Genomic DNA, 20,257 nt, shown 5'->3' with positions numbered 1-20,257 from the left:
TTTACCTCGTATACTCTCTCAGGTCAGTCCATGTAACCGTATTGCTCTCCGTGAACAGGCGGATAGGCTTCCCGCTGACGCCGTACAGCCGCACGGTCAGGGATGCCTCGTCTCCCAGCCAGAAGATTCCGGCGGAACCTTCCTGGATATAGGTAAAGCTGTATTCCTTTCCGGCTTCCAACGCCGCGGCTGTTTCAGTAATCAGGGTACCGCCCTCATTGAATGTCAGCTGCAGCTTCTGTTCTTTCGGATTCAGGCAGATAATCTTTGTTTTTTCATCCTGTCCGTTATAGTCAAAAGCCAGCCCGAAGCTTCCTTTCCCCGTATACGTCACTTTTCCCTTCAGCATGAAACTCTCATAGGCGGTAAAAGCATCCGTGTAACTGTAACGGGATCCTGCGCGGATTTCAATCTGATCCTGTTCAATCAGCAGCTCCCGCCGTTTGTCAAACTGGGCCTCAACCGCTTTTACCGGAATCAGCGCCAGCTCGCCGTTTTCTTTCTGCGCCAGCTGCTGTACTGCCAGATTGCCGGCCCAGCCGGAAACCTCCGAGGTGGAGGAGGGGGATTCGCTCCGGCGCGCCCAGCCGACCATATAGGAACCGTCCTGGTTTTCCACATGCTTTGCGGCGTAGAAAAGCTTGCCGTCCAGCCGTTTTGCTTCCCCGTAGGGGCCATACGGAGTATCTGACATTGCGTACCAGAGGGTATCGTCCTGGGCGGAATACGTCAGGTAATACCTGTCCCCGATCCGGAAAGTGTCGCTGCACTCCAGGTTCCAGAAGTTTTCCTTCGCTGTGTTTGTAAAAATGATCCCGTCGTAATCAGCCTTCTGCAGGTCTCCGCTCAGGGTATATTTGAGGATCCTGGCCTTACCGTCCTGTGCAGCGGTCACAGTCATATGGATCACGTCGTTTTCCGCGTCGTAATACGCCTGCGGATCCCGGAAATCCCGTTTCTGTCCCAGTTCGGCCGGCGGTGTGATTTCCCAGCCTTCCACCTTCTCAAACTGATCCGGAGCAGTTCCCTTCGCTACCATGATTTTTTCCATATACTCATAGATATCGGAAGAAGCATGGCCGGTGTAGAAGAAATAATAGGTATCCTTTACTTTTACAACAGAACCCGTGCCTGCCCATCCGTCCTGTCCGCCGCTGCGGCTGCTCTCCAGGATGGGATTGTCGTATTCGGTATAGGTTACGAAGTCCTTTGTTGTCGCCAGGTAAATAGAGTGGTTGTAGGAATCGCCGCCCTCTTTCAGGTAATAGATATACCAGGTGCCGTCCTCATAATAAGGCATCGTGTCGCCCACATAGGGCTGGTTGATGCCGTCAATGGCCGGCCTGAAAAAGGTTCTGTACTCATAGGCTTCCTCCTGGCTTCCCGGTGTCCGCAGTGCGGAAAAATCCTTGTCATTCTCAACAGCGGCAAACGGTTCCCCGCTTTCCGGAGCTATCGGGGCAGCTGCTGCAGGAGCCTCTGTCACAGTGTTCTGTGTGTTCCCGTTGTTCTGGCATCCGGCCAGCAGCATCGCGCAGGCCAGGAGAAGGGCCAGGAGAAGGGCCAGTCTTTTCTTGTTCATCATTAACCTCCTGACAGAAGGACAGGGAGGATGAACTGATCCATCCTCCCTGCGGTTCGTCTGCTGTTTACTGGACGGTCATCTGGTAAATTGTCATATTCTGGAACTCTATCGTGACCTCACCCATCTTGGACAGGGCTTCCGAGCCGAACTGGAACAGCAGTTCGAAATCCATGTCCACCACAAACGTATCCTTTGTGGAGAAACGGAAGGTCTGGAATTCCGTCGTCAGGTCCATGCCTTCAGAGAAGCGGGGATCCCAGCCTCCCATCGGGTTCAGGAACACGCCGCAGGATACCGGCTGCGTCGCTCTCGCGGTGATTTCCACGGTATAGTAGCTGTCGGAAGCCAGCGTCAGGGGATTGCCGCCGATACCGCAGATCAGCTTGTTGTGCCAGTCGACGGTGCCGCCGTTGTCAATCCGGTAGAAGAAGCTGCCGTCCTGCGCCCAGATGGTGCCGACGCCGCGCTCGTTGTCTTCATCCGTTCCGTTGAAGGTTGCCCACGGGCAGGCTGTGTTTTCCGCATTGGCCGTATTCGATCCGAAGGGCATGAACGCGTCAATCGTCTTGTGGGTTTCCTTGTCTCCTTCCACATTGCCGAAGACGACGTCGCTGATCACAATGCTGTTGGACGTCACGCCTTCCGGAGGATTGCCAATCTGCAGGCGGATCACGGGATCATCCACATCCGCTTCCGCGGTGAAGACGCTGGAGACGACAGTTTCTTCCCCGGCACCGGCACTGATGCCGTTGAAGTTTGCCCGGTTTTCCCATCCTTTTTCCGCGCTTTCCACCAGTGCTTCACCGCCCTGGCCGTTGGCCGCCGTCATCTTGAAGCTGTAGAAGTACTTCTTGCCCTTCTCGACCTTCGTGTCGCCCAGCAGGATGTCTGCCTTGACGCTCCATACGCCGCCGTCCGCGTTGGGATAGGTGTCGATGGTCACCGTCGCTTTGCCGTCCGCGAAGCCGACGCTTCCCGTTGCTTCTTCACTGGTTGTAACTGCCACGCCTTCGCCGGCAGCGAATTCGGATGTGTAGACCGGAACCTGGGTCTCTTCACCGGAAATCTCATACAGTTCGATCTTATCAATCGTCACTTTGAAATCTTCCGGTGTGGTATCTTCCGCGTTGTCCGGATTCGGGGTAATCTTGCCCAGGTTGAACAGCAGTTCTGCGCTGCCTTCGCCGGGAGAAGTGAAGTTCAGCTCCAGCGGAGCGATCTCCGGACCGATCTCCACATTGAACGCGCCGCCGAAGGTTTCCCAGCCCTCCGCCTGTTCGTTCCGGGCAAGGATATGCGCATAGGTCTTCTTGGTGGATTTCGCCCAGATCTTAATCCTGTAGTCCGCTGCCTTAAGCGGATATCCCGCCTTGGCCAGCTGCACGGCGCCGTCTCCGTCACCCGGATTCTTGATTTCAATAACGTAAGCGCCTTCTTTCAGCTCTGCTGTGGCTTCGGCAACCTCGGTATTGATCTTTGCTTCCCAGCCGCGGTTGTCCGTCACAGCGGCAGTGCTGAAATCAAAGGTTTTGTAAACCGTCTCTTCGCTGGTTTTCTTGGTAACCGTCAGGGTCGCGTAATCCTCAGCTGTCTCGCCGTTCGCGTCTGTTACGGTATAAGTCAGTTCATAGTCACCCGGATTTTCAGGGGTTGCTTTTCCGTTTCTGAAATCCAGAGCCGGCATGGCGTCTATCTCGATCATATCCGTCAGATCGCCGCCCGCGCCGTCGGTTGCGGTAACGCCTGCCAGGGCATCAAACTCAGTTCCGGCCATCACGCTCTGGTCATGCACCCCGTCCAGCGTCGGCGCGCCGTCCGCGAAAGCAGGTCCGGCCGCGGCCAGCATGCACACAGCCAGCAGCAGGGAAAGAATGATATGCAGCCTGTTCCTCATCATAATATCCTCCTTCATTATTTCGCGGCAAAGCGGTCATAGGCGTCCTGGTATACTTTCTGGATGCCGGCCAGGTTGACCTTACCGTTCAGGTCGTTCTGGAATGCTGTCCAGGCATCGTCGCTCACGCCGCCCTTCATCAGCCAGCTGATCAGGTTGGTCCGGATATAGTCATTCAGGTTCGTCTCATAGTTGCTCAGCGTGTTCAGTTCTTCCAGGGTAAACTGGAGGTTCGGGAACGGAATCACATTTTCCGGTACGAAGGGCTTGGCGCACTGCTGCAGGCGTTCCAGGCGCAGCTGGGCGCGGGGTTCCATATGAACCACATTGTTCCAGGCGTATTCGCCCAGATAAATGATACCCAGCGGTGCATTCTGCAGCCGCAGCTCGTCCGTGGTCACGCCTTCCGGCAGCGGCTTCTGCATCAGCATGCCCTTCTCATCCCGCTCTTCCTCATAGACGATGCCGATGGGGCCGTAGTTGATCTGGGCGGAAATCACGGGATCGTAATACCGGTCAAAATAGGCAAGCAGGATCTCAGGATACTTGCAGTCGGAGAACAGGATCACTTCGCCGGTGCTGACCTCCGGATTGTTGGAAACGCAGATGGTCTGATCCCCGTTCGGTCCGATCAGCGGACTGCACACAATATAGTTTTCGGGATTGGAAACCACCGTTTCGCTTTCCCACCAGTAGAAGGCGCCGTAGGTCTCCAGGCCCTTGCCGTTGGCCAGGAAGTTGTCCTGGCTCTGTTCAAAGCTGACCTTGTCGATCAGGCCCGCGTCCACCCACTTGGCAATGAAGTTCGTCGCTTCCTTGAAGCGGTCGTCCTGAATCGTGTAAGTGGCTTTGCCGTCCACAATCACCCGGTGCTCCAGGTTGTCGTTCAGGCCGAACATGCCGTACAGATCGCACTGGTTGCCCTGCCAGTTGTTGTAAACGAAGCTCAGGGGCCGCTCATCGTCAGTCTTGCCGTTTCCGTTCATGTCATGATCCCGGAAATAGGTCAGGATTTCTTCCATCTGGCTGCTCTTCAGCGCCAGGCCGTCCTTCAGCTGGTCTGCCGTCAGGTCGCTGACTGCGCCGGCTTCGATGGCTTCCTTCGTCCAGGCAATATTCAGGAACAGCAGGTTCGGGCTCTGCAGCAGGCCCATTTCTTCAATGCGGGGGAGAGAATAAATCTTTCCGTTTTCCACGTTCAGCAGCTGGTTCCTGATGTCAGGCCGTTCTTCCAGCAGCTTGGAGAAATTCGGCATATACTCCAGGTAATCGCTGATCGGCACCAGCACCTTGCGCTTGGCGTATTTGATGATTTCTCCGGCGCCCATACCAGCGTGGTAAATCGCATCCGGACGGTTGTCCTTGTTGCCGAAGATCAGGTTTTTCTGCTGGGAATATACAGATTCGGATACATTTTCCCAGTTGACCTGCACGTTCGTCTGGGCGAACAGGTCAGTCATGATCTTCATGTCGTTGTAATCCTTCGCGCTGGCATTTTTGGAGGAATACACCTTGAAGGAAATCTCCTTTGCGCCCTGCTCATTCAGGATCGGGGCGGAAGGATCCTTCCACTGGAATCCGTAGGTATCGGTCAGTGCGTTGCCGGTCGCGGGTGCCGCAGCGGTATCATCCTTCTTCTCTTCAGCCGGCGCTGCTGCGGTTTCTTCCTTCTTTTCTGCCGGTGCTGCGGCGTCCTTCTTGTCTCCGCCGCTGCAGGCAGTCAGTGTAACCGCCAGAACGATCATCATCAGGACAAGCAGCCATTTTTTCAGGTTTTTCATGTTGTTTTCCTCCTTCTTTATCCCTTCAGGGAGCCAATCATGACACCTTGTGCAAAGTATTTCTGGACAAACGGATACAGGCACAGCACCGGCAGGCTGGAGACGATCACGGATACATACTTCAGCTGGTTTGCCAGGCGGTACTGCTGCAGAATCGTTTCGCCGCTTCCGCCCACGGTGCTCTCACTTGCAATCAGGATTTCCTTCAGCACCAGCTGCAGCGGATACTTGTTTTCATCCTGCAGGAAAATCATGGCGTTGAAGTAGCTGTTCCACTGTCCGACTGCGTAATACAGTGCCATAACGGCAATGATTGCCTTGGACAGCGGCAGCACAATGGAGAAGAAGGTCCGGAATTTTCCGGCGCCGTCAATCCGTGCTGCTTCCAGCATGCCCTCCGGAATGGACGATTCAAAGAACGTCTTGCTCATGAACAGGTTCCAGACGCTCAGGATTGCCGGAAGGATCACCGACCAGGCGGAGTTGATCAGCTTCAGGCTGCTCATCACGTTATAGAACGGGATCAGGCCGCCGCCGAAGAACATCGGGATAATGAAGTAAATCATCCAGAATTTTTTACCGGGGGTTGTTTTACGGCTCAGTCCCCAGCCGGCGGGAATCGTCACCACCAGCGAAAGAACTACCGTCACCACGGTATAGATAATGGTGTTGAGGTATCCCCTCCAGATATCACCCCGCTGGAATACTTTCTCATAGCCTTCAAAGGTGATATTCACGGGAGCCAGCACCACCTGTCCGCCCAGCACCGCGTCCGGGTCGGAGATGGAGGCAATCACGATAAAGTAAAGGGGATACAGAATGATCAGTGCAAGCAGGCCGAGGATACAGGCGTTGATCACAAAGAATATCTTGTCGCCCTTTGTATCCTTCAGTGCGTTGTTCCTGATATTGATTGCGGGTGCTTTCTGAGTCATCTTCGTTCCCCTCCTTACCACAGCGAGTTCTCGGAGAACCGTTTGGATGTCGTGTTGGCAATGATCAGCAGCACAACGTTGATCACGGAGTTGAACAGACCGATGGCCGTTGCGTAAGCCTGATCCGGAACGCCTGTCAGACCGCGTTTGTACACGTATGTGGCGATCAGTTCACTGACAGCCAGGTTTCCGTCGGTCTGCATCAGCAGGGCCTTTTCATAACCCACGCCCATCAGGCCGCCGATGGACATGATCAGCATCACGCTGATCATCGGCATGATTGCGGGAATGTCCACATGGAGCACCCGCTGGAACCGGCTTGCGCCGTCGATCATGGCCGCTTCATGCTGTACAGGATCCACGTTGCTCAGGGCGGCGATGTAGATAACCGCGCTCCAGCCGAAGTCCTGCCAGTTGCTGGACAGGATATACAGCGGGCGGAAGGCGGAGCTTTCCAGGAAATAGGATACCCGCTCCGCGCCCAGGCTTGCGGCAATGTTGTTCACCAGGCCGTAACGCCCGAAGAACAGCTGCAGCATACCGACCAGAACAACCAGCGAGATAAAATGGGGAGCGGTATAGATCGTCTGGAAAACCTTCCCCGTCTTCTTCCGTTTCAGCGCGTTGAGTGCGAGGGATACGATGATCGGAAGCGGGAAACCGATGACAAATCCGACAATACACAGGATGAATGTGTTCTTCATCAGCGGCCAGAACTGTACATCGTTGAAGAATCTCGCAAAGTTTTCAAAGCCGACCCAGATCGTGGTGTCAGAGAGAATTTTATCTCCCGGCATAAAATCCTGGAACGCAATCAGGACGCCATAGATCGGAAGATAGTTAAACAGGAATACCACCAGAACGGCCGGCAGAATCATCGTGAGATACGGAAAGTTCTCCCTGAAATTCCGCAGCCGGTATCCGGGGGTCACGTTTTTCTGCCGCTTTGAAGCGGCAGGCAGTTGCTTCACGCCTTGCATTTTTCCCCTCCTCGCCAGTTTGCAATGTCGCGTCGTTTATGCAGTTGTAACATCCGTTATCCGGCTTCCCGGATTTCAATTGTATTTTACACATTGATTTACATATTGTCAATTGATTTTGTGCAGTTTGTATATATTTATTTTATTATGTTCGTTTTATTGCCATTATTAACAATCTATTTCGATGTCAGGACGTGATGTGTTTACATTATGTAAACTTGTTTTGATCATTCCGTTGTGTTACAATATGTAAACAAAACAGGCATAATGTCACAAAAAAACAGAAAGGTCGGAAACGATGCCTTCCAAAAGAATCACTATGCAGGACATCGCGGATGCCTGCGGTCTTTCCCGAAATACAGTTTCCAAAGTTTACAATGGCCGCGGTTCTGTTCCCCAGAGCACCCGGAATCTTGTTTTACAAAAAGCAAAGGAACTGGGATACGGGTCCCCCGCGGAAAAAGTCTTCGCTTCTCCCCCGTCTGTCGGGAATATCGCCCTGCTGACCTGCCACCTCCCCAGCCAGCTCCATTTTGGCACCCTGTTCCTTTCTTCTTTTACAGATATGATCAGCCGGGAAGGCTATGCGCTGAAAATTTATGAAATTTCACAGGAGGAGCTGGAAAAAAGGCAACTTCCCCCTCATTTTGTTCCGGAACAGATTGCCGGGATCGTCGGAATTGAGCTTTTTGATCCGGATTATGTAAGCATGCTCTGTCATCTGGACATTCCGATGGTTCTGACGGACAGTTCGGCTGAAACAATCACCTCGCTGATTGAGTGCGACTATGTGACTATGGAAAACATTGCCGGAATTATGGCAGTCATCCGGCGTCTTGTGAGGGCAGGTGCCCGGCAGATCGGATTCGTCGGGGATTATAACCACTGCGGCTCTTTCCGGGAACGGTGGTACGGCTATCAGCAGGGGCTGATGGTAAACGGACTTCAGTACGATAAGCGATTCTGTATCTGTGAACCCGACTCCTCACCCTATGATGATTCCGCCTGGCTGCTGTCCAGGATCAATCAGATGCCTGCTCTGCCGGACGCTTTTGTCTGTGCCAACGATTACCTGGCGATTTCACTGATACAGGCTCTGAAAAAAAAGGACCTGTCAATCCCGGAGGATATCATGATTACCGGTTTTGACGGAACAATGCAGTCTGCCTTCACCGATCCCCCGTTGACCACGGTCAAGATCTGCGGTACGGAAATCGGACATCTTGCGGCTGAATTGCTGCTCAACCGGATCCGTATTCCCTCCTTCCCGTACAGCTGGACCCATGTAAAATCAACCCCGATCTGGCGGGAAAGCATCCGTAAAACCTGACGCTTTGCGTATCGTTTTCTTCAGCGGGAAGTTCCGGGCATCCCGGAGAAACCCGTGGCGACCATCGAGTTCGAATAATATCAATATCCCGGGGACCTTATTTACAAAGGTCCCCGGGATATTTTTTATCTTGCGGCAGGTCAGTAAGACGAATGGTATTGAAATACAGCGTAAGCCGGGCATGATGCCCGGCTTCCGTTGTTAAAAAAGCGCGCCCTCAGAAGGAGGAAACGCCGTGGCTGTTGACCAGTCCTGTCAGCTTTTCCCCTGCCTTGCACATCGGGCAGTTGTGGGAGGAGCAGCTGACATAATCGGGGAGGTTCTCCTTTACGGTGAAAACGCTCTTGACCGGGAAGCCTTCACATTCATCAATCGCGGAGAAGATGGCTGAGACACCTGCGGGCACACCGCTGTAATACCGGATAGCTTCGATGGCGGAGCGGGCGGTAAAGCCGGTGGTCAGGGAGGCTGCCAGCACCAGTACATGCTTGCCCACAATCATCGGAGCGATATTGTCCCGGAAGATCAGCTGGCTTCCGGAGGTATGTTCCGGAGTCACCACGTAAATCGTCTGGTGTGCATTCATGCTCCGGAACCCGGCCTCGGACAGTGCTGAAGCCATGCAGGCGCCCAGCACCTCCGTTCCGTCCAGGCAGAGGATGGAGTCCACGATCGTGGAATTCTTGTACATGCCGCACAATTCTTCTGCGGCAATCCGGGCTTCTGACAGCCGGTGCTTGGTCATAGTCAGGTCAATGTAGTAATTGATATGGCTGTGGCTTGTGGCGAAATGCCCATGGGCGACGCGCAGACGTACCTTGTTCTGGTGATTCGGAATCTCAACAATCTGGATAGACATGATTCGTTCCTCCTCCTGTATGAAATTCTGTAAAACGGTATTTCTGTGAATCTACTATAAACCATTTCCCTCTTGAGAGCAAGTGGGCCGGCGGACATACGGTAAAACAGTTTGGATAAAAACCGCCCGTCGCAACCATCGGGTTCGAATAATCACATTTTGGCAAAAAAAGGAAGCCCGGCTGCAAAAAACAGCCGGGTTTTTATTGCCTGAAATCAGCCCGGTGTGGTAATATGTTGTATCAAGAGCAGACAATTAAATCCGTCTGTTAATCTTACACAGAAGCAACCGGAGGTATAGTATGGTTTTTGACTGGGTAACTTTTGGAGAACCGCTTTCTTTCTGGCAGATGGTTCTCAGAATCGTGGCCGCGGTCATCTTCGGAGCCATTATCGGTGTCGAACGGGAAATGAAAAACAGGCCGGCAGGCATGCGGACGCATGTGCTGGTCTGCCTGGGTGCCGCGCTGATCGGTCTGGTGGAACAGCAGACCATTGCCCATGTGGTAGCGCTTGGTGCATCTCAAATCAATGTCAGCGTAGGGCGTCTGACAGCACAGATTGTATCAGGCGTCGGTTTCCTGGGTGCCGGAACAATCATCATTGCCGACCGTCGGATCTCCGGCCTCACCACCGCGGCCTCCCTGTGGTGCGCCGCCTGCCTGGGCCTGGCTGTCGGTGCCGGATTCACCACCATGGCGCTGGTAGCCTGTCTGGTGGTCATGGCCGTGCTGAAGATGATGCAGCAGATCGTACATGTGAATACCTACAAGCGGCTTGAAATCCAGTTTATTCATCGGAATGAAACGCTGAAATACATCCGGGACACGTTTGACAAGATGGAAGTCAAAATCCTTGATCAGGATTTTCACGCGGAAAATACACAGGATGGACAGAATATTTATACAAACGTATATACGCTGTCCATGCCCGGCAAAACGGAATACCAGGATTTGATTACGATCCTGTCCGAGCATCCGAACATCAGAACCGTCAGAACCCGAAACGTGTAAACAGAATCAAGTTCATACAGCAGTGTCCAAAAAGGCCCGATTCCCTTTTCAATGGGAACCGGACTTTTTTATAATATGCTGGTCAATCCCATAACGGTGAAAAGTGTTCATATACGAAGTCACGATATGCAGGAAAACAAAGAGGATCGTTCAGCCCATCACGCATATGGTTTGCAACTTCCTTCTGTTCATCAGGATCAATATCGGCATAGCGGCGGATAATCACATTCCCGGCCTCTTCCTCCTTCAGGATCTCTGTATAGACGTTGGGGATATGTTCCAGAAGGACGACCGGAACGTCCACGGAGCTCTCCCAGCTATGACCTCTGGTGTTTTTCAATGTCTCTGCAGACACAGGCCTGTAAATAAAGCCTTCTTTTCCGTCATACAGAACCTTCAGCTGATCGGGAAACCGCTCAAAATATGTCTGGATTCCATCCCTCAGTCCCATGGTGACAAAGTTCTCCTGCCTGCTTCTGCAGCAGACAAGCGCGTAGACCCTGTCCGTCGTAAAGTACGCGACTTTGCTCCCGTCAACATGGGATTTCGCGTTGGCGAGGATCGTGTCCAGTCCGCCAATTACCGTACCGTGGAAAAAAGCGTTTTCCGGTATCAAACTGAATCCTCCTTTTTACCCATAAAAATATACACGATCTTCAGATGCTTTTTGTGGAACTTTTCCCGCTCCCGTGCGTCATACAGAGTGAAAGTACATAGAACCGTCCCAACCGACCGCAAGGAGGAATATCCATGAAACGCAATCAGATCCTGACCGCCGTTCTGCTGGTCCTGCTGCTCACCCTCTGCTGCACCGTCTTCGCCTGTGCCGCGGAAATCCGTCCCATCCCGGTTGATCATGACAGTCTCGACCAGGGCAATGGCGAATTCCGGCTCTCCTTCCGGAACACAGGCCGGATCGGCAGCGGTGGATACTTCATCGCTGTCCTGTATCTGCAGGATCATTACAGGGCGGATGAGATCCTTTCCCTCACCCCGGGAGACACGATCCTGGTCAACGACCATTTCTGGACCGTAAAGGAAATCATTCCGCATACAGATCCTGAATCCCAGGGTACCGTCACTGCCTGGGAAATCTGTCCGGAGGAAGCATTCGACGGTTATATGGTTTTTGAATCCGGAAAAGACGACACCTTTACCGTTGTTGTCAACGACTGGGTTCCTGTCACGTCTGTGGGGTTTAACAAGGTCCTGCTCCCCCTGTCGGATAGTTTCAGGTACACCCCCATCGTTTCCGGTGAAGAAGAGATGCCATTAAGCGCTGAAGAATTCCTTAATTCGCTGCAGGCGGATGAAAACCCTTTCAATGCTTATAACACTTCCGGTATTTTTGAGGATGGACAACTGATCTCCGTTACCCACGCCTCCTATCCCAATGGTCCGGATGATGCTGAAGAACAGCCTCCGGTCTGGAAGTTCTGCCACGGTCTGCGCGACGGTCTCGATACCGCTGTCATCACAGCGTATTTCACAGACTGCGAGACAGGTGCTGAGCCGGCAGAGGTCTCCCCTGAAGAAGCAGAGTGGGTCCGTTGTATCGTCATGAACAGCAGGGTCATGGAAAAAGCCGATGACACTTCTGTCACCGGCGGTACCTGGATATATTCTTTTGAAACACCCGGCGGGAAACATCTCCTGTCCATTGAGATGTACCGCGGCCTGATTGTCGGAAGCGACGGTATGTACGCTTACCGGTGAGCCTGCATGCTTACTTCCGCTTCCTCCGGCGGACAGTTTTGCAATACGGTGCCTGCTTTCAGCGAAATTCCGCGCAGCGCACACAAATCGTTTACGGTCACAATCAGCATGTTCTCCTGCTCAAAGAGCCTCATGGACCGTTCTGCCAGATCTCCGGCATAGATTTTGACGTCGTGGAAAAGCACGATACTCCCGTCACAGGCGATGCTGGCACGGCCGCAGCAGCCCAGCATATCCTGCTTTCCTTCACCGGCGGACGAATCCGTGGAATTGGTATCCCACAGGATCTGAGCCAGCTCAGTGCCTGAATTGACGTATCCCCTCCAGTTTCCTCCCGGAGGACGCATCATGATCGGGAGCTTGCCGATGATGCTGCCCATGGCCTTGTTATACTGCGTTTCCCAGTCGGTTACTTTCTCTGTTGTCACGCCCTTGGTAGCATGCGCCCAGGTATGGCTTTGCACGCTGTGGCCGGCGTCGAACTCCAAATGAAGCATCTCAGCATTTTCTTCCAGGCGGTGTCCGGTCGCAAAGAAGGTCACCTGTCCCGGATGACGGACGGAGGAACTCAGCACACCCCTGGTTGTTCCCTTTCCGGGACCGTCGTCATAGGTCAGTGCAACCAGCTTGTAGCCGGTGCAGTCCGTTTCCTTCCGGCCCTCTTCCGTCAGGATCTCCCATAATTCCGGCACATATATTTCCACCCGCAAAAGTGCTTCAGCATGGGCGGGATACACGTCTGCCGCGGGAAAAAACAGTGCCAGGTGTCCGGGCGTCATGATAAACCCGGCTTCCGTCAGGCTTTCACGGCTGCAGATCGCATCCAGTGCCTGCTCATCCGGTTTGTCTTCAGGAAAGCTTTCCTCGACCTGTATCCGGATTTCATGCAGCAGCTTTTCCCAGCCCTCTTCACAGATAATATCCCCCAGCCGGATCAGCCGGCCGGATTCCATGTCGTAAGTATAATCTTCACATTTCACCCAATTCTGGCTGCTCTTTGCAGATGTCTGTGCACACACATGAAAGCTCAGCCAGCGGTCACCCGTTCGGGTAATTTGTGTATAAATATCTGCATGGGCACATCTTTTGTTATAATCCCTTCCTTCCGGCACCACTGCTTCCGCTTCTTCTTTCAGGGCTGCCACCCTGCCATTGATCAAGTCATTTACGTCTTCCCTGGTGGAATGCAGTTCTGAATAGGTAATAATCCGATAGCCTTTTGCCCTGTAGCATTTGACTTCCTGTGTCACCTTCAGCACCTCCGGAATAGCACGTTCTGCTATTCCCGCAGGAATGAATAAACATAAAGCCAGAATACACAGCACAAGCCATCTGATCTTTTTCATTTGCATATCACGATACTTCCTCAACAAGCGTATAAAACGGAGCGCACTGCCTTTTGACATGGATTATACCAGAAATTTGCAAATTTGTATCTGTTTTTCAAAAAAATACTGACAAATCATGTTGAAGTATACCGAAGCTGATTGCCTGAAAACAGCGGTATATGGAATTACCGGCAAAATATGACATTCAAAAAGCGTCAATATTGGATAAATATCCTTGCTGAAGCAACCGGTCCGGGGGGGTATGATAAGAGTAGTAAAAATTCGAGGTAAATGACCATGAGAACCGTTGATCTGTCGGGTATCTGGGAATGCTCCATCCCGGGGCAGTCCGGAGAAATCCGTCTGCCCGGAACACTGGATGAGGGCGGCTTCGGCCTGCCGGATGATCCCCATAAACAATGGCAGGCAGAGGAAGTCAAAAAGCTTGGCTTCTGGCAGGAAGGCGATCCTATTGTCACGCGCCTGACCCGCAGGTATTCCTTCGAAGGCCAGGCAAAGTTCAGCCGGAAAGTCTCCTGGGGCTGCTCTGCTGACTGCCGCGTCTTTCTGGAATGTGAACGAGCCCGCTGAAGTATTATGCCCTCGCATATGCGGAAGGCCGTATGAACCACACAGAAACCGCTGCCGCGCAGGCCCTGAAGGCGGAAAGCCTGCCGACGGATTTCTGTTTCCCCAACAAGCCGGAGGAACTTCCGGTTCTGGAATACGCCGTTTCCATCCTGCCCTCCGCCCCGAAGGCCCACTATTACCTGGGTGAGTTCTTCTATGACAGGAAGCAGTATGACGCAGCTGTTTCCCACTGGCAGGCCGCGGCGAAGGAACAGCCTGATCTGGCTCCGGCCCACCGGAACCTGTCCATTGCGTATTACAACCCCGGCGGCCGTTCCCTGGCCGCCGGGGAAATCGTGGAAGCCGTCCGCCTTGAGCCCGGAAACAGCCGTTTCCTGCTGGAGCAGGATCAGCTGCTGAAGCGCCTGGACTGCCCCGTCAAAGAGCGGCTGGCCATCCTGGAGGCAAACCGGGATCTGCTTCCGGACCGGTATGCCCTGATGCTCGCCTATGTCAGCATGCTGAATGCGGACGGGCAGCATGAAAAAGCCCTGGACCTGCTGATGAACTATACCTTCCATGTATGGGAAGGCGGAGAAGGCAAGGTGGCAGATGAATATAAAGCCGCCCTCTTCGCCCTGGCCGGCAAAGCCCTGGCGGAAGGCCGGGCGGAAGCCGCCATTGAATATGCGTCCCGGACCCTCTCCTATCCTGCCAATCTCGGAGAAGGCAAGCTGGAAAACGTCCCGGACAACCAGGCCTATTACCTCATGGGCTGCGCTTACAGGCTGCTGGGCAATGAATCCAGGGCAGCGCAATGCTTTACGGAAGCTTCCGCGGGTTCCCAGATTCCCGAGCCCGTCCGCTATTACAATGATCAGCCCTCTGACTATATCTATTATCAGGGGCTGGCTTTCCACGCATTAGGAAAGGTGGAAAGCGCCAAACGGTCTTTCCACCAGCTGATCATTTTCGGCGAACGCCATATGTTTGATAAGACGGGTTATGATTTCTTTGCTGTCTCCATGCCGGAGCTGGAAGTTTTCCAGGATGATATCCAGAAGCGCAGCGACGATTACTGCCGCCGTATGATAGCCCTGGGCCTCAAAGGCCTGCAGGAAACAGGACTCTGATCCTCCCCGTTTAGTCCAGGTAGCCTTCCCTTGCTTTGATGTTGAAACGCTTCTCCAGCAAATGCATCTGCTCATCCGTAATCGTGTTGATTCTCGGAAGATGGGCGATCTTCATATAGATTTCCGCGGCTTTTTCCGCGGTTTCGATCAGGCCGAAGGTCTCATCCAGGTCTTTGCCCGCGCCGTAAATACCGTGCTGGCTCCAGACCACCAGCCTTGCGGTCTTCATTTTTTCTGCCGTTGCTTCGCCGATTTCATTCGTGCCGCAAAGCATCCAGGGCAGCACGTTCACACCGTCCGGGAAAACCACCACGCACTCGGTGCACATCTGCCACAGGGTCCGGGTAAACTGCTTCTCGTCCAGGTCATGGACATAGGTCATCGCCAGCAGGTTCGCCGGATGGCAGTGCATCACCACCCGGTTTTCCGGGTTAACCTTCAGCCGTGCCACATGGCTCATCATATGGGCCGGAAACTCGCTGGTAAACTGCCCGCCGTCCGCATAGCCCCACAGCAGGTCAGCCTGCTGTCCCTGCTCCTTCAGCCGGACAATGCCGAGATTGACTTCCGGGGCATACTGCACATTCTTGAAGTACTTGCCGGTTCCCGTCACCAGGAAACACTTCCCGTCCAGTTCCGGAGCGGTGAAGCCAGTCGGGATTGTGCGCAGCGCCTTTCCCGTATCCAGGTATCCGGCGATTTCCGCCGCATCCAGCATCAGGCTGATATTCCCGCCGTTGCGTTCGTCCCAGCCCTGGTTATACATGTTGGTCGTCGTGCGGATCATTTCCACCATAAAGGGCGCTTCCAGGATATTTTTCATTTCCGCCTCACCAGTACTTTCTTCTCATATTCCTCAATCTGCGGGAACCATTCACCGTCAGCCGGCCTGCCGCAGCTCCGGCAGTACTCGTCCCAGATCTCGCCGAAGGGCATGGTTTTCAGTTCTTCCTGCATCACCATCAGCTTGCTGAACTCTCCCGCATCCTGCAGGGACTTCATTTCATCATTGGGCTGCAGCAGGGCATACAGGAGCGCCTTCTGCAGGTTCCGGTATCCCGTCACCCAGGCGGAAATCCGGTTGATGCTTGCGTCAAAGTAGTCGAGGGCAATATTCACCCGGCCGTCCAGCCCGCCGCAGCGGACGATCTCCCGGGCGATTTCCTTTGTTTCATCGTCAAACAGCACCACATGGTCGCTGTCCCAGCGGATCGGCCGGGTTACATGCAGCGCAATTTCCGGGAAGAAGGCCAGCAGGGCAGGAATCTTGTCGCTGACCACTTCCGTGGGGTGATAGTGACCGTTGTCCATCAGCGGAATGCACTTGTCCATATTCATTGCCGCGTAGGAAAGGGCGAATTCCGCGCTGCCTGCCGTATAAGCTTCCACGCCGATGCCGAAAACCTTGCTTTCAATGCAGGGCTTTACTTTTTTGAAGTCATAGGGCTCCTTCAGGATTTCATCAATGGATTCACGGTAGCGTACCCGCGGTCCCATCCGGTCGGCGGGAATATCCTTGAACCCGTCGCCGGTCCAGATATTCATCACGCAAGGCTTGCCCAGTTCTTCCGCCAGGTAACTGCTGATACGGATGCAGGCTTTGCCGTGCTCAATCCAGAACTTCCTGGTTTCTTCATTCGGGCTGGACAGTGTCAGTGGATCACACATCGGATGGGAGAAGAAGGTGGGATTAAAGTCACAGCCCAGGCCGCGTTCCTTGCAGAACTCCACCCATTTTCTGAAATGTTTCGGCTCCAGCTTATCCCGGTCCGCCCATTCGCCGTTTTCAAAGATCGCGTAGCTGGCATGCAGGTTCATCTTCGGCGTGCCGGGAATCAGGCTCAGCACCTTGTCCAGGTCCGCCATCAGCTCCTCCGGTGTACCGGCCCGTCCCGGATAGTTCCCTGTGGTCTGGATGCCGCCCGTCAGCGGCTTGCTCGGATCAGTATCAAAGCCCCGTACGTCGTCTCCCTGCCAGCAATGCAGCGACACGGGCACTTTTTTCAGTTTTTCAATGGCTGCGCCGGCATCAACGCCGATAGCCGCATAGCGCTTTTTTGCTTCTTCGTAGCTCATGCTTTTTCTCCTCCGTTTTTGATCTGGATCATGATGTTCCCCAGCGCCGTCGCCTCGATAGGCAGTGCGGTCACTTGCTTGCCGGTGGCTTCTTCCGTCAGCCGGTTCAGGTATTTGTTCCTGGCCCCGCCGCCCACAATGTACAGCCTCCGGTACCGGTTGCCTGTATTCTGTTCTATTTCCTCGATCGCCCTGCGGTATCCGTCCGCCAGGGACCGGTATGCGCACCGGAAATATCCTGCCGTACATTTCGGGGGATGGGGCAGTTTGGAATCAAACGCTGCTTTCATGCTCTCCGGGGCAAGGAAAACCGGATCGTTCACATCCACCAGGTGATCGAAGTGTTTCTCTTCTGCTTCCGCCGTGATTTCATCCCACGGTTTTTCCGGGCACAGTTCGCTGCGCAGCCTGTTCGCCAGCCACATACCCATGATGTTTTTCTGGTACCGGTTATAGCCTACGCCGCCTTCATTGGAGTAGTTGGCAGCTTCGCTTCCTGCGTCCGTCAGCGGCTTCGGCGTTTTGACTCCCAGCAGGGACCAGGTGCCGGAAGAAATATAGAGTTCATTCCCCTCCATGGGGATTCCCTCCACCGCGCTGCCTGTATCATGGGTGGCACACAGCATCACCTTGATTCCCCTGTATTCACCGATCACGCTGCCCGGCCGCTGCAGGGGCCTGAAAAACCGCCCGGGCAGGCCCAGGGTCCGGATAATCTCCGGATCGTATTCACCGGTTTCCGCGCTGACCATGCCGCCGGTGGTCGCATTGGTATACTCATGGCTCTCCGCGCCGCTGAGCCTGTACATCAGGTACTCCGGAATCATCAGGAAGCTGTCGGCTTCATCCAGCCGTCCTGCCAGCTTGTCTGCGTAAAGCTGGTAAATGGTATTGAAAGGCTGGAACTGGATCCCCGTACGCCGGTAAAGGTCCGAAAAGCTCATCTGCTCATGGACTTTGGGAATAGCCGTTTCCGTCCGGCTGTCCCGGTAGGCGTAACAGGGCAAAACAGGTTCGCCGCCCTTCATCAGCACATAATCCACACCCCAGGTATCAACTGAAAGGCTCCCGATTTCCGGATAAATCTTCATCGCTTCGTCGATGCCGGTCCGGACGTGTTTCTCCAGGGCGTCAATATCCCAGGTCAGATGTCCGTCCTGTTCCACGACACCGTTCGGAAAGCGGTAAACCTCCTCGGTTTTCAGCTCTCCGTCTTCCTTCCAGCCGACAATATGCCGTCCGGAAGACGCGCCGATGTCGATGGCCAGATATTTTTTCATAGGGCTGTGTTCCTTCCGTCTGTCTGTCTGTTCCGCAGGCTGTCATTTCCCGCCCGCGGTTCACCCATAGTGAAAACGCCCGGAAGGCCTCCGGGCGGTTTTCAGATTGTCTTCTCAGGGCTGTTTTCCGATGTACGCCAGGATTCCGCCATCCACATACAGGATATGGCCGTTCACGAAATTGCTCGCGTCGGAAGCCAGGAATACCGCGGGACCCTGCAGGTCCTCGGGCGTTCCCCAGCGGGCCGCCGGCGTCTTGGCGATGATAAACTGATCAAAGGGATGGCGGCTGCCGTCCGGCTGCTTTTCCCGCAGCGGAGCTGTCTGGGGCGTGGCGATATAGCCAGGTCCGATGCCGTTGCACTGGATGTTATGCTCGCCGTATTCAGAGCAGATATTCCGGGTCAGCATCTTCAGGCCGCCCTTGGCTGCAGCGTAGGCGGAAACGGTTTCCCGTCCCAGTTCGCTCATCATGCTGCAGATGTTGATGATTTTACCGTGTCCCTTGGAGATCATGGACGGAATCACCGCCTTGGCGCAGATGAACGGAGCGTTCAGGTCCACGTCGATGACTTTCCGGAATTCTTCCGCGCTCATCTCAATCATGGGGATCCGGCGGATGATGCCGGCGTTGTTCACCAGGATATCGATCACGCCGATTTCCGTCTCAATCTGCTTCACCAGGGCCCGGACCGCTTCCTCATTGGTCACGTCGCAGACGTAGCCCTTGGCGTCAATGCCCTTCTCGGCATAGGACTTCAGGCCCTTGTCCACCAGTTCCTGGTTGATATCATTGAACACAATGGTTGCCCCCGCCGCGGCATAAGCCTCCGCGATGGCAAATCCGATGCCGTAGCTGGCGCCCGTAATCCAGGCAATTTTGCCTTTCAGGCTGAAACTGTTCGTATCCATCTGACTGTTCTCCTCTTTATTTCAGTTCCGTGGTCGGAATATTGTCCATGTCGTCAAAGGCCTGGTTCTCACCGCCCATAGCCCAGATAAACGTATAGTTGCTGGTTCCCGCGCCCGCGTGAATGGACCAGGAGGGAGAAATGACCGCCTGTTCATTCTGCATCACGATATGCCGGGTTTCCTGTCCTTCGCCCATCATGTGGAAGACCACGTTGTCCTTCGGCACTTCAAAGTAGAAATACACTTCCATCCGGCGTTCATGGGTATGGGCCGGCATTGTGTTCCAGACGCTGCCGGTTTCCAGCACGGTCATGCCCATGCTCAGCTGGCAGGTTTTCAGCACGGAGGGATGGATGAACTGATTAATCACCCGTTTGTTGCTGGTCGCCGCGTCGCCGCAGGGTTTCTTTGCGGCGTCAGCGATCTTGATCAGCTTGTTTTCATAACTGCAGTGAGCCGGAGCGGAAACGATATAGAACTTGGCGGGCTGCGCCGGATCCGCGCTCTCAAAGTACACTTCCTTCGCTCCCCGGGTCAGGTACAGGCAGTCCTTGTAACCCAGCACGTACAGTTTTCCGTCCGCGATCACCCGTCCGGCGCCGCCCACGTTGAACATGCCGCACTCCCGGCGTTCCAGGAAGTATTCCGTGCCGAAGTTGTGCCAGATATCAATGCCCTTGTCGATGGAAACCTTCTCATTCACCGGCATCACGCCCAGCGTCACCATCCGGTCCACGTGGCTGTAAACCGCCGTAACCTGATCCGCTTCAAACAGCTTCTCGATCAGGAACTCCTTCCGGACTTCCTCTGTGGTATAACGCTTAAAGTCTTTCTGGTTGCAGCTGTACCGAATATCCATTTTCTTT

At 54.1% G+C, this 20,257-nt stretch carries 18 protein-coding genes; 5 read left to right on the top strand and 13 right to left on the bottom strand.

Annotated elements, in window-relative coordinates:
• Window position 1: 1 nt before the first annotated feature.
• The 5 genes from JYE49_RS00480 to JYE49_RS00460 form a co-directional block, all read right to left on the bottom strand.
• On the bottom strand, window positions 2-1,582 hold the full coding sequence (locus JYE49_RS00480) for a glycoside hydrolase family protein (protein WP_179217270.1): 1,581 nt from the start codon (window positions 1,580-1,582) through the stop codon (window positions 2-4).
• 67 nt (window positions 1,583-1,649) lie between these two features.
• Complete coding sequence (locus tag JYE49_RS00475) at window positions 1,650-3,482, bottom strand: immunoglobulin-like domain-containing protein (protein WP_143754472.1); 1,833 nt, start codon at window positions 3,480-3,482, stop codon at window positions 1,650-1,652.
• A gap of 14 nt (window positions 3,483-3,496) precedes the next feature.
• Window positions 3,497-5,260 (bottom strand): type 2 periplasmic-binding domain-containing protein, encoded by a 1,764-nt coding sequence (locus JYE49_RS00470; protein ID WP_093956702.1) that lies wholly within the window; start codon window positions 5,258-5,260, stop codon window positions 3,497-3,499.
• Between the two features lie 17 nt (window positions 5,261-5,277).
• Window positions 5,278-6,195, bottom strand: coding sequence for a carbohydrate ABC transporter permease (locus tag JYE49_RS00465; RefSeq protein WP_093956703.1), 918 nt, complete (start codon window positions 6,193-6,195; stop codon window positions 5,278-5,280).
• Between the two features lie 14 nt (window positions 6,196-6,209).
• Window positions 6,210-7,175: an ABC transporter permease gene (locus JYE49_RS00460; protein WP_283399336.1), complete on the bottom strand. Its 966-nt coding sequence runs from the start codon at window positions 7,173-7,175 to the stop codon at window positions 6,210-6,212.
• A gap of 298 nt (window positions 7,176-7,473) precedes the next feature.
• On the opposite strand from JYE49_RS00460, the gene JYE49_RS00455 reads away from it, so the two are divergent.
• Window positions 7,474-8,505, top strand: a complete 1,032-nt coding sequence (locus tag JYE49_RS00455) for a LacI family DNA-binding transcriptional regulator (protein WP_093956704.1) — start codon at window positions 7,474-7,476, stop codon at window positions 8,503-8,505.
• Between the two features lie 217 nt (window positions 8,506-8,722).
• Here the strand turns inward: JYE49_RS00455 and JYE49_RS00450 are convergent, their stop codons facing one another.
• Window positions 8,723-9,364: a type I phosphoribosyltransferase gene (locus tag JYE49_RS00450; protein ID WP_093956705.1), complete on the bottom strand. Its 642-nt coding sequence runs from the start codon at window positions 9,362-9,364 to the stop codon at window positions 8,723-8,725.
• Between the two features lie 301 nt (window positions 9,365-9,665).
• Between JYE49_RS00450 and JYE49_RS00445 the strand changes: the two genes are divergently transcribed.
• Window positions 9,666-10,376, top strand: coding sequence for an MgtC/SapB family protein (locus tag JYE49_RS00445; protein ID WP_093956706.1), 711 nt, complete (start codon window positions 9,666-9,668; stop codon window positions 10,374-10,376).
• An 82-nt stretch (window positions 10,377-10,458) separates the two neighbouring features.
• On the opposite strand, the gene JYE49_RS00440 is transcribed toward JYE49_RS00445, so the two are convergent.
• A complete protein-coding gene (locus tag JYE49_RS00440; RefSeq protein ID WP_093956707.1) occupies window positions 10,459-10,992 on the bottom strand; it encodes a hypothetical protein in 534 nt (177 codons plus the stop codon).
• A gap of 134 nt (window positions 10,993-11,126) precedes the next feature.
• Here JYE49_RS00440 and JYE49_RS00435 point away from each other — a divergent pair, with 134 nt between their 5' ends.
• Entirely contained in the window at window positions 11,127-12,092 is a 966-nt protein-coding gene (locus JYE49_RS00435) for a hypothetical protein (protein WP_093956708.1), read from the top strand.
• On the opposite strand, the gene JYE49_RS00430 is transcribed toward JYE49_RS00435, so the two are convergent.
• Window positions 12,083-13,438: a polysaccharide deacetylase family protein gene (locus JYE49_RS00430; RefSeq protein WP_179217271.1), complete on the bottom strand. Its 1,356-nt coding sequence runs from the start codon at window positions 13,436-13,438 to the stop codon at window positions 12,083-12,085. The two genes, JYE49_RS00435 and JYE49_RS00430, sit on opposite strands and share 10 nt — an antisense overlap.
• A 279-nt stretch (window positions 13,439-13,717) precedes the next feature.
• On the opposite strand from JYE49_RS00430, the gene JYE49_RS00425 reads away from it, so the two are divergent.
• Both JYE49_RS00425 and JYE49_RS00420 read left to right on the top strand, forming a co-directional pair.
• The gene (locus tag JYE49_RS00425) at window positions 13,718-14,011 is read left to right on the top strand and encodes a hypothetical protein (protein WP_143754473.1); all 294 of its coding nucleotides are present in this window, start codon (window positions 13,718-13,720) and stop codon (window positions 14,009-14,011) included.
• A gap of 32 nt (window positions 14,012-14,043) precedes the next feature.
• The gene (locus JYE49_RS00420) at window positions 14,044-15,123 is read left to right on the top strand and encodes a tetratricopeptide repeat protein (protein ID WP_093956711.1); all 1,080 of its coding nucleotides are present in this window, start codon (window positions 14,044-14,046) and stop codon (window positions 15,121-15,123) included.
• Between the two features lie 10 nt (window positions 15,124-15,133).
• Here the strand turns inward: JYE49_RS00420 and rhaD are convergent, their stop codons facing one another.
• The 5 genes from rhaD to kduI all read right to left on the bottom strand — a co-directional run bounded on the left by rhaD (window position 15,134) and on the right by kduI (window position 20,250).
• Window positions 15,134-15,946 (bottom strand): rhamnulose-1-phosphate aldolase, encoded by an 813-nt coding sequence (rhaD, locus tag JYE49_RS00415; RefSeq protein ID WP_093956712.1) that lies wholly within the window; start codon window positions 15,944-15,946, stop codon window positions 15,134-15,136.
• Window positions 15,943-17,199, bottom strand: coding sequence for an L-rhamnose isomerase (locus JYE49_RS00410; RefSeq protein WP_093956713.1), 1,257 nt, complete (start codon window positions 17,197-17,199; stop codon window positions 15,943-15,945). Before JYE49_RS00410 ends, rhaD begins: the two co-directional genes overlap by 4 nt.
• Window positions 17,196-18,479 carry a rhamnulokinase gene (locus tag JYE49_RS00405; protein WP_093956714.1) on the bottom strand — a complete coding sequence of 428 codons (1,284 nt, stop codon included), beginning with the start codon at window positions 18,477-18,479 and terminating at the stop codon, window positions 17,196-17,198. The genes JYE49_RS00410 and JYE49_RS00405 overlap by 4 nt, the downstream gene beginning before the upstream one ends.
• 114 nt (window positions 18,480-18,593) lie before the next feature.
• Window positions 18,594-19,391 carry a gluconate 5-dehydrogenase gene (locus JYE49_RS00400; protein ID WP_093956715.1) on the bottom strand — a complete coding sequence of 266 codons (798 nt, stop codon included), beginning with the start codon at window positions 19,389-19,391 and terminating at the stop codon, window positions 18,594-18,596.
• Between the two features lie 16 nt (window positions 19,392-19,407).
• Window positions 19,408-20,250, bottom strand: coding sequence for a 5-dehydro-4-deoxy-D-glucuronate isomerase (kduI, locus tag JYE49_RS00395; RefSeq protein WP_093956917.1), 843 nt, complete (start codon window positions 20,248-20,250; stop codon window positions 19,408-19,410).
• Window positions 20,251-20,257 lie beyond the last annotated feature (7 nt).

The sequence above is a fragment of the Aristaeella hokkaidonensis genome, from assembly GCF_018128945.1.
Lineage (GTDB): Bacteria > Bacillota > Clostridia > Christensenellales > Aristaeellaceae > Aristaeella > Aristaeella hokkaidonensis.
Note: the sequence above shows the minus strand (reverse complement) of the source record. Positions and strands in the feature narration are given on the sequence as shown.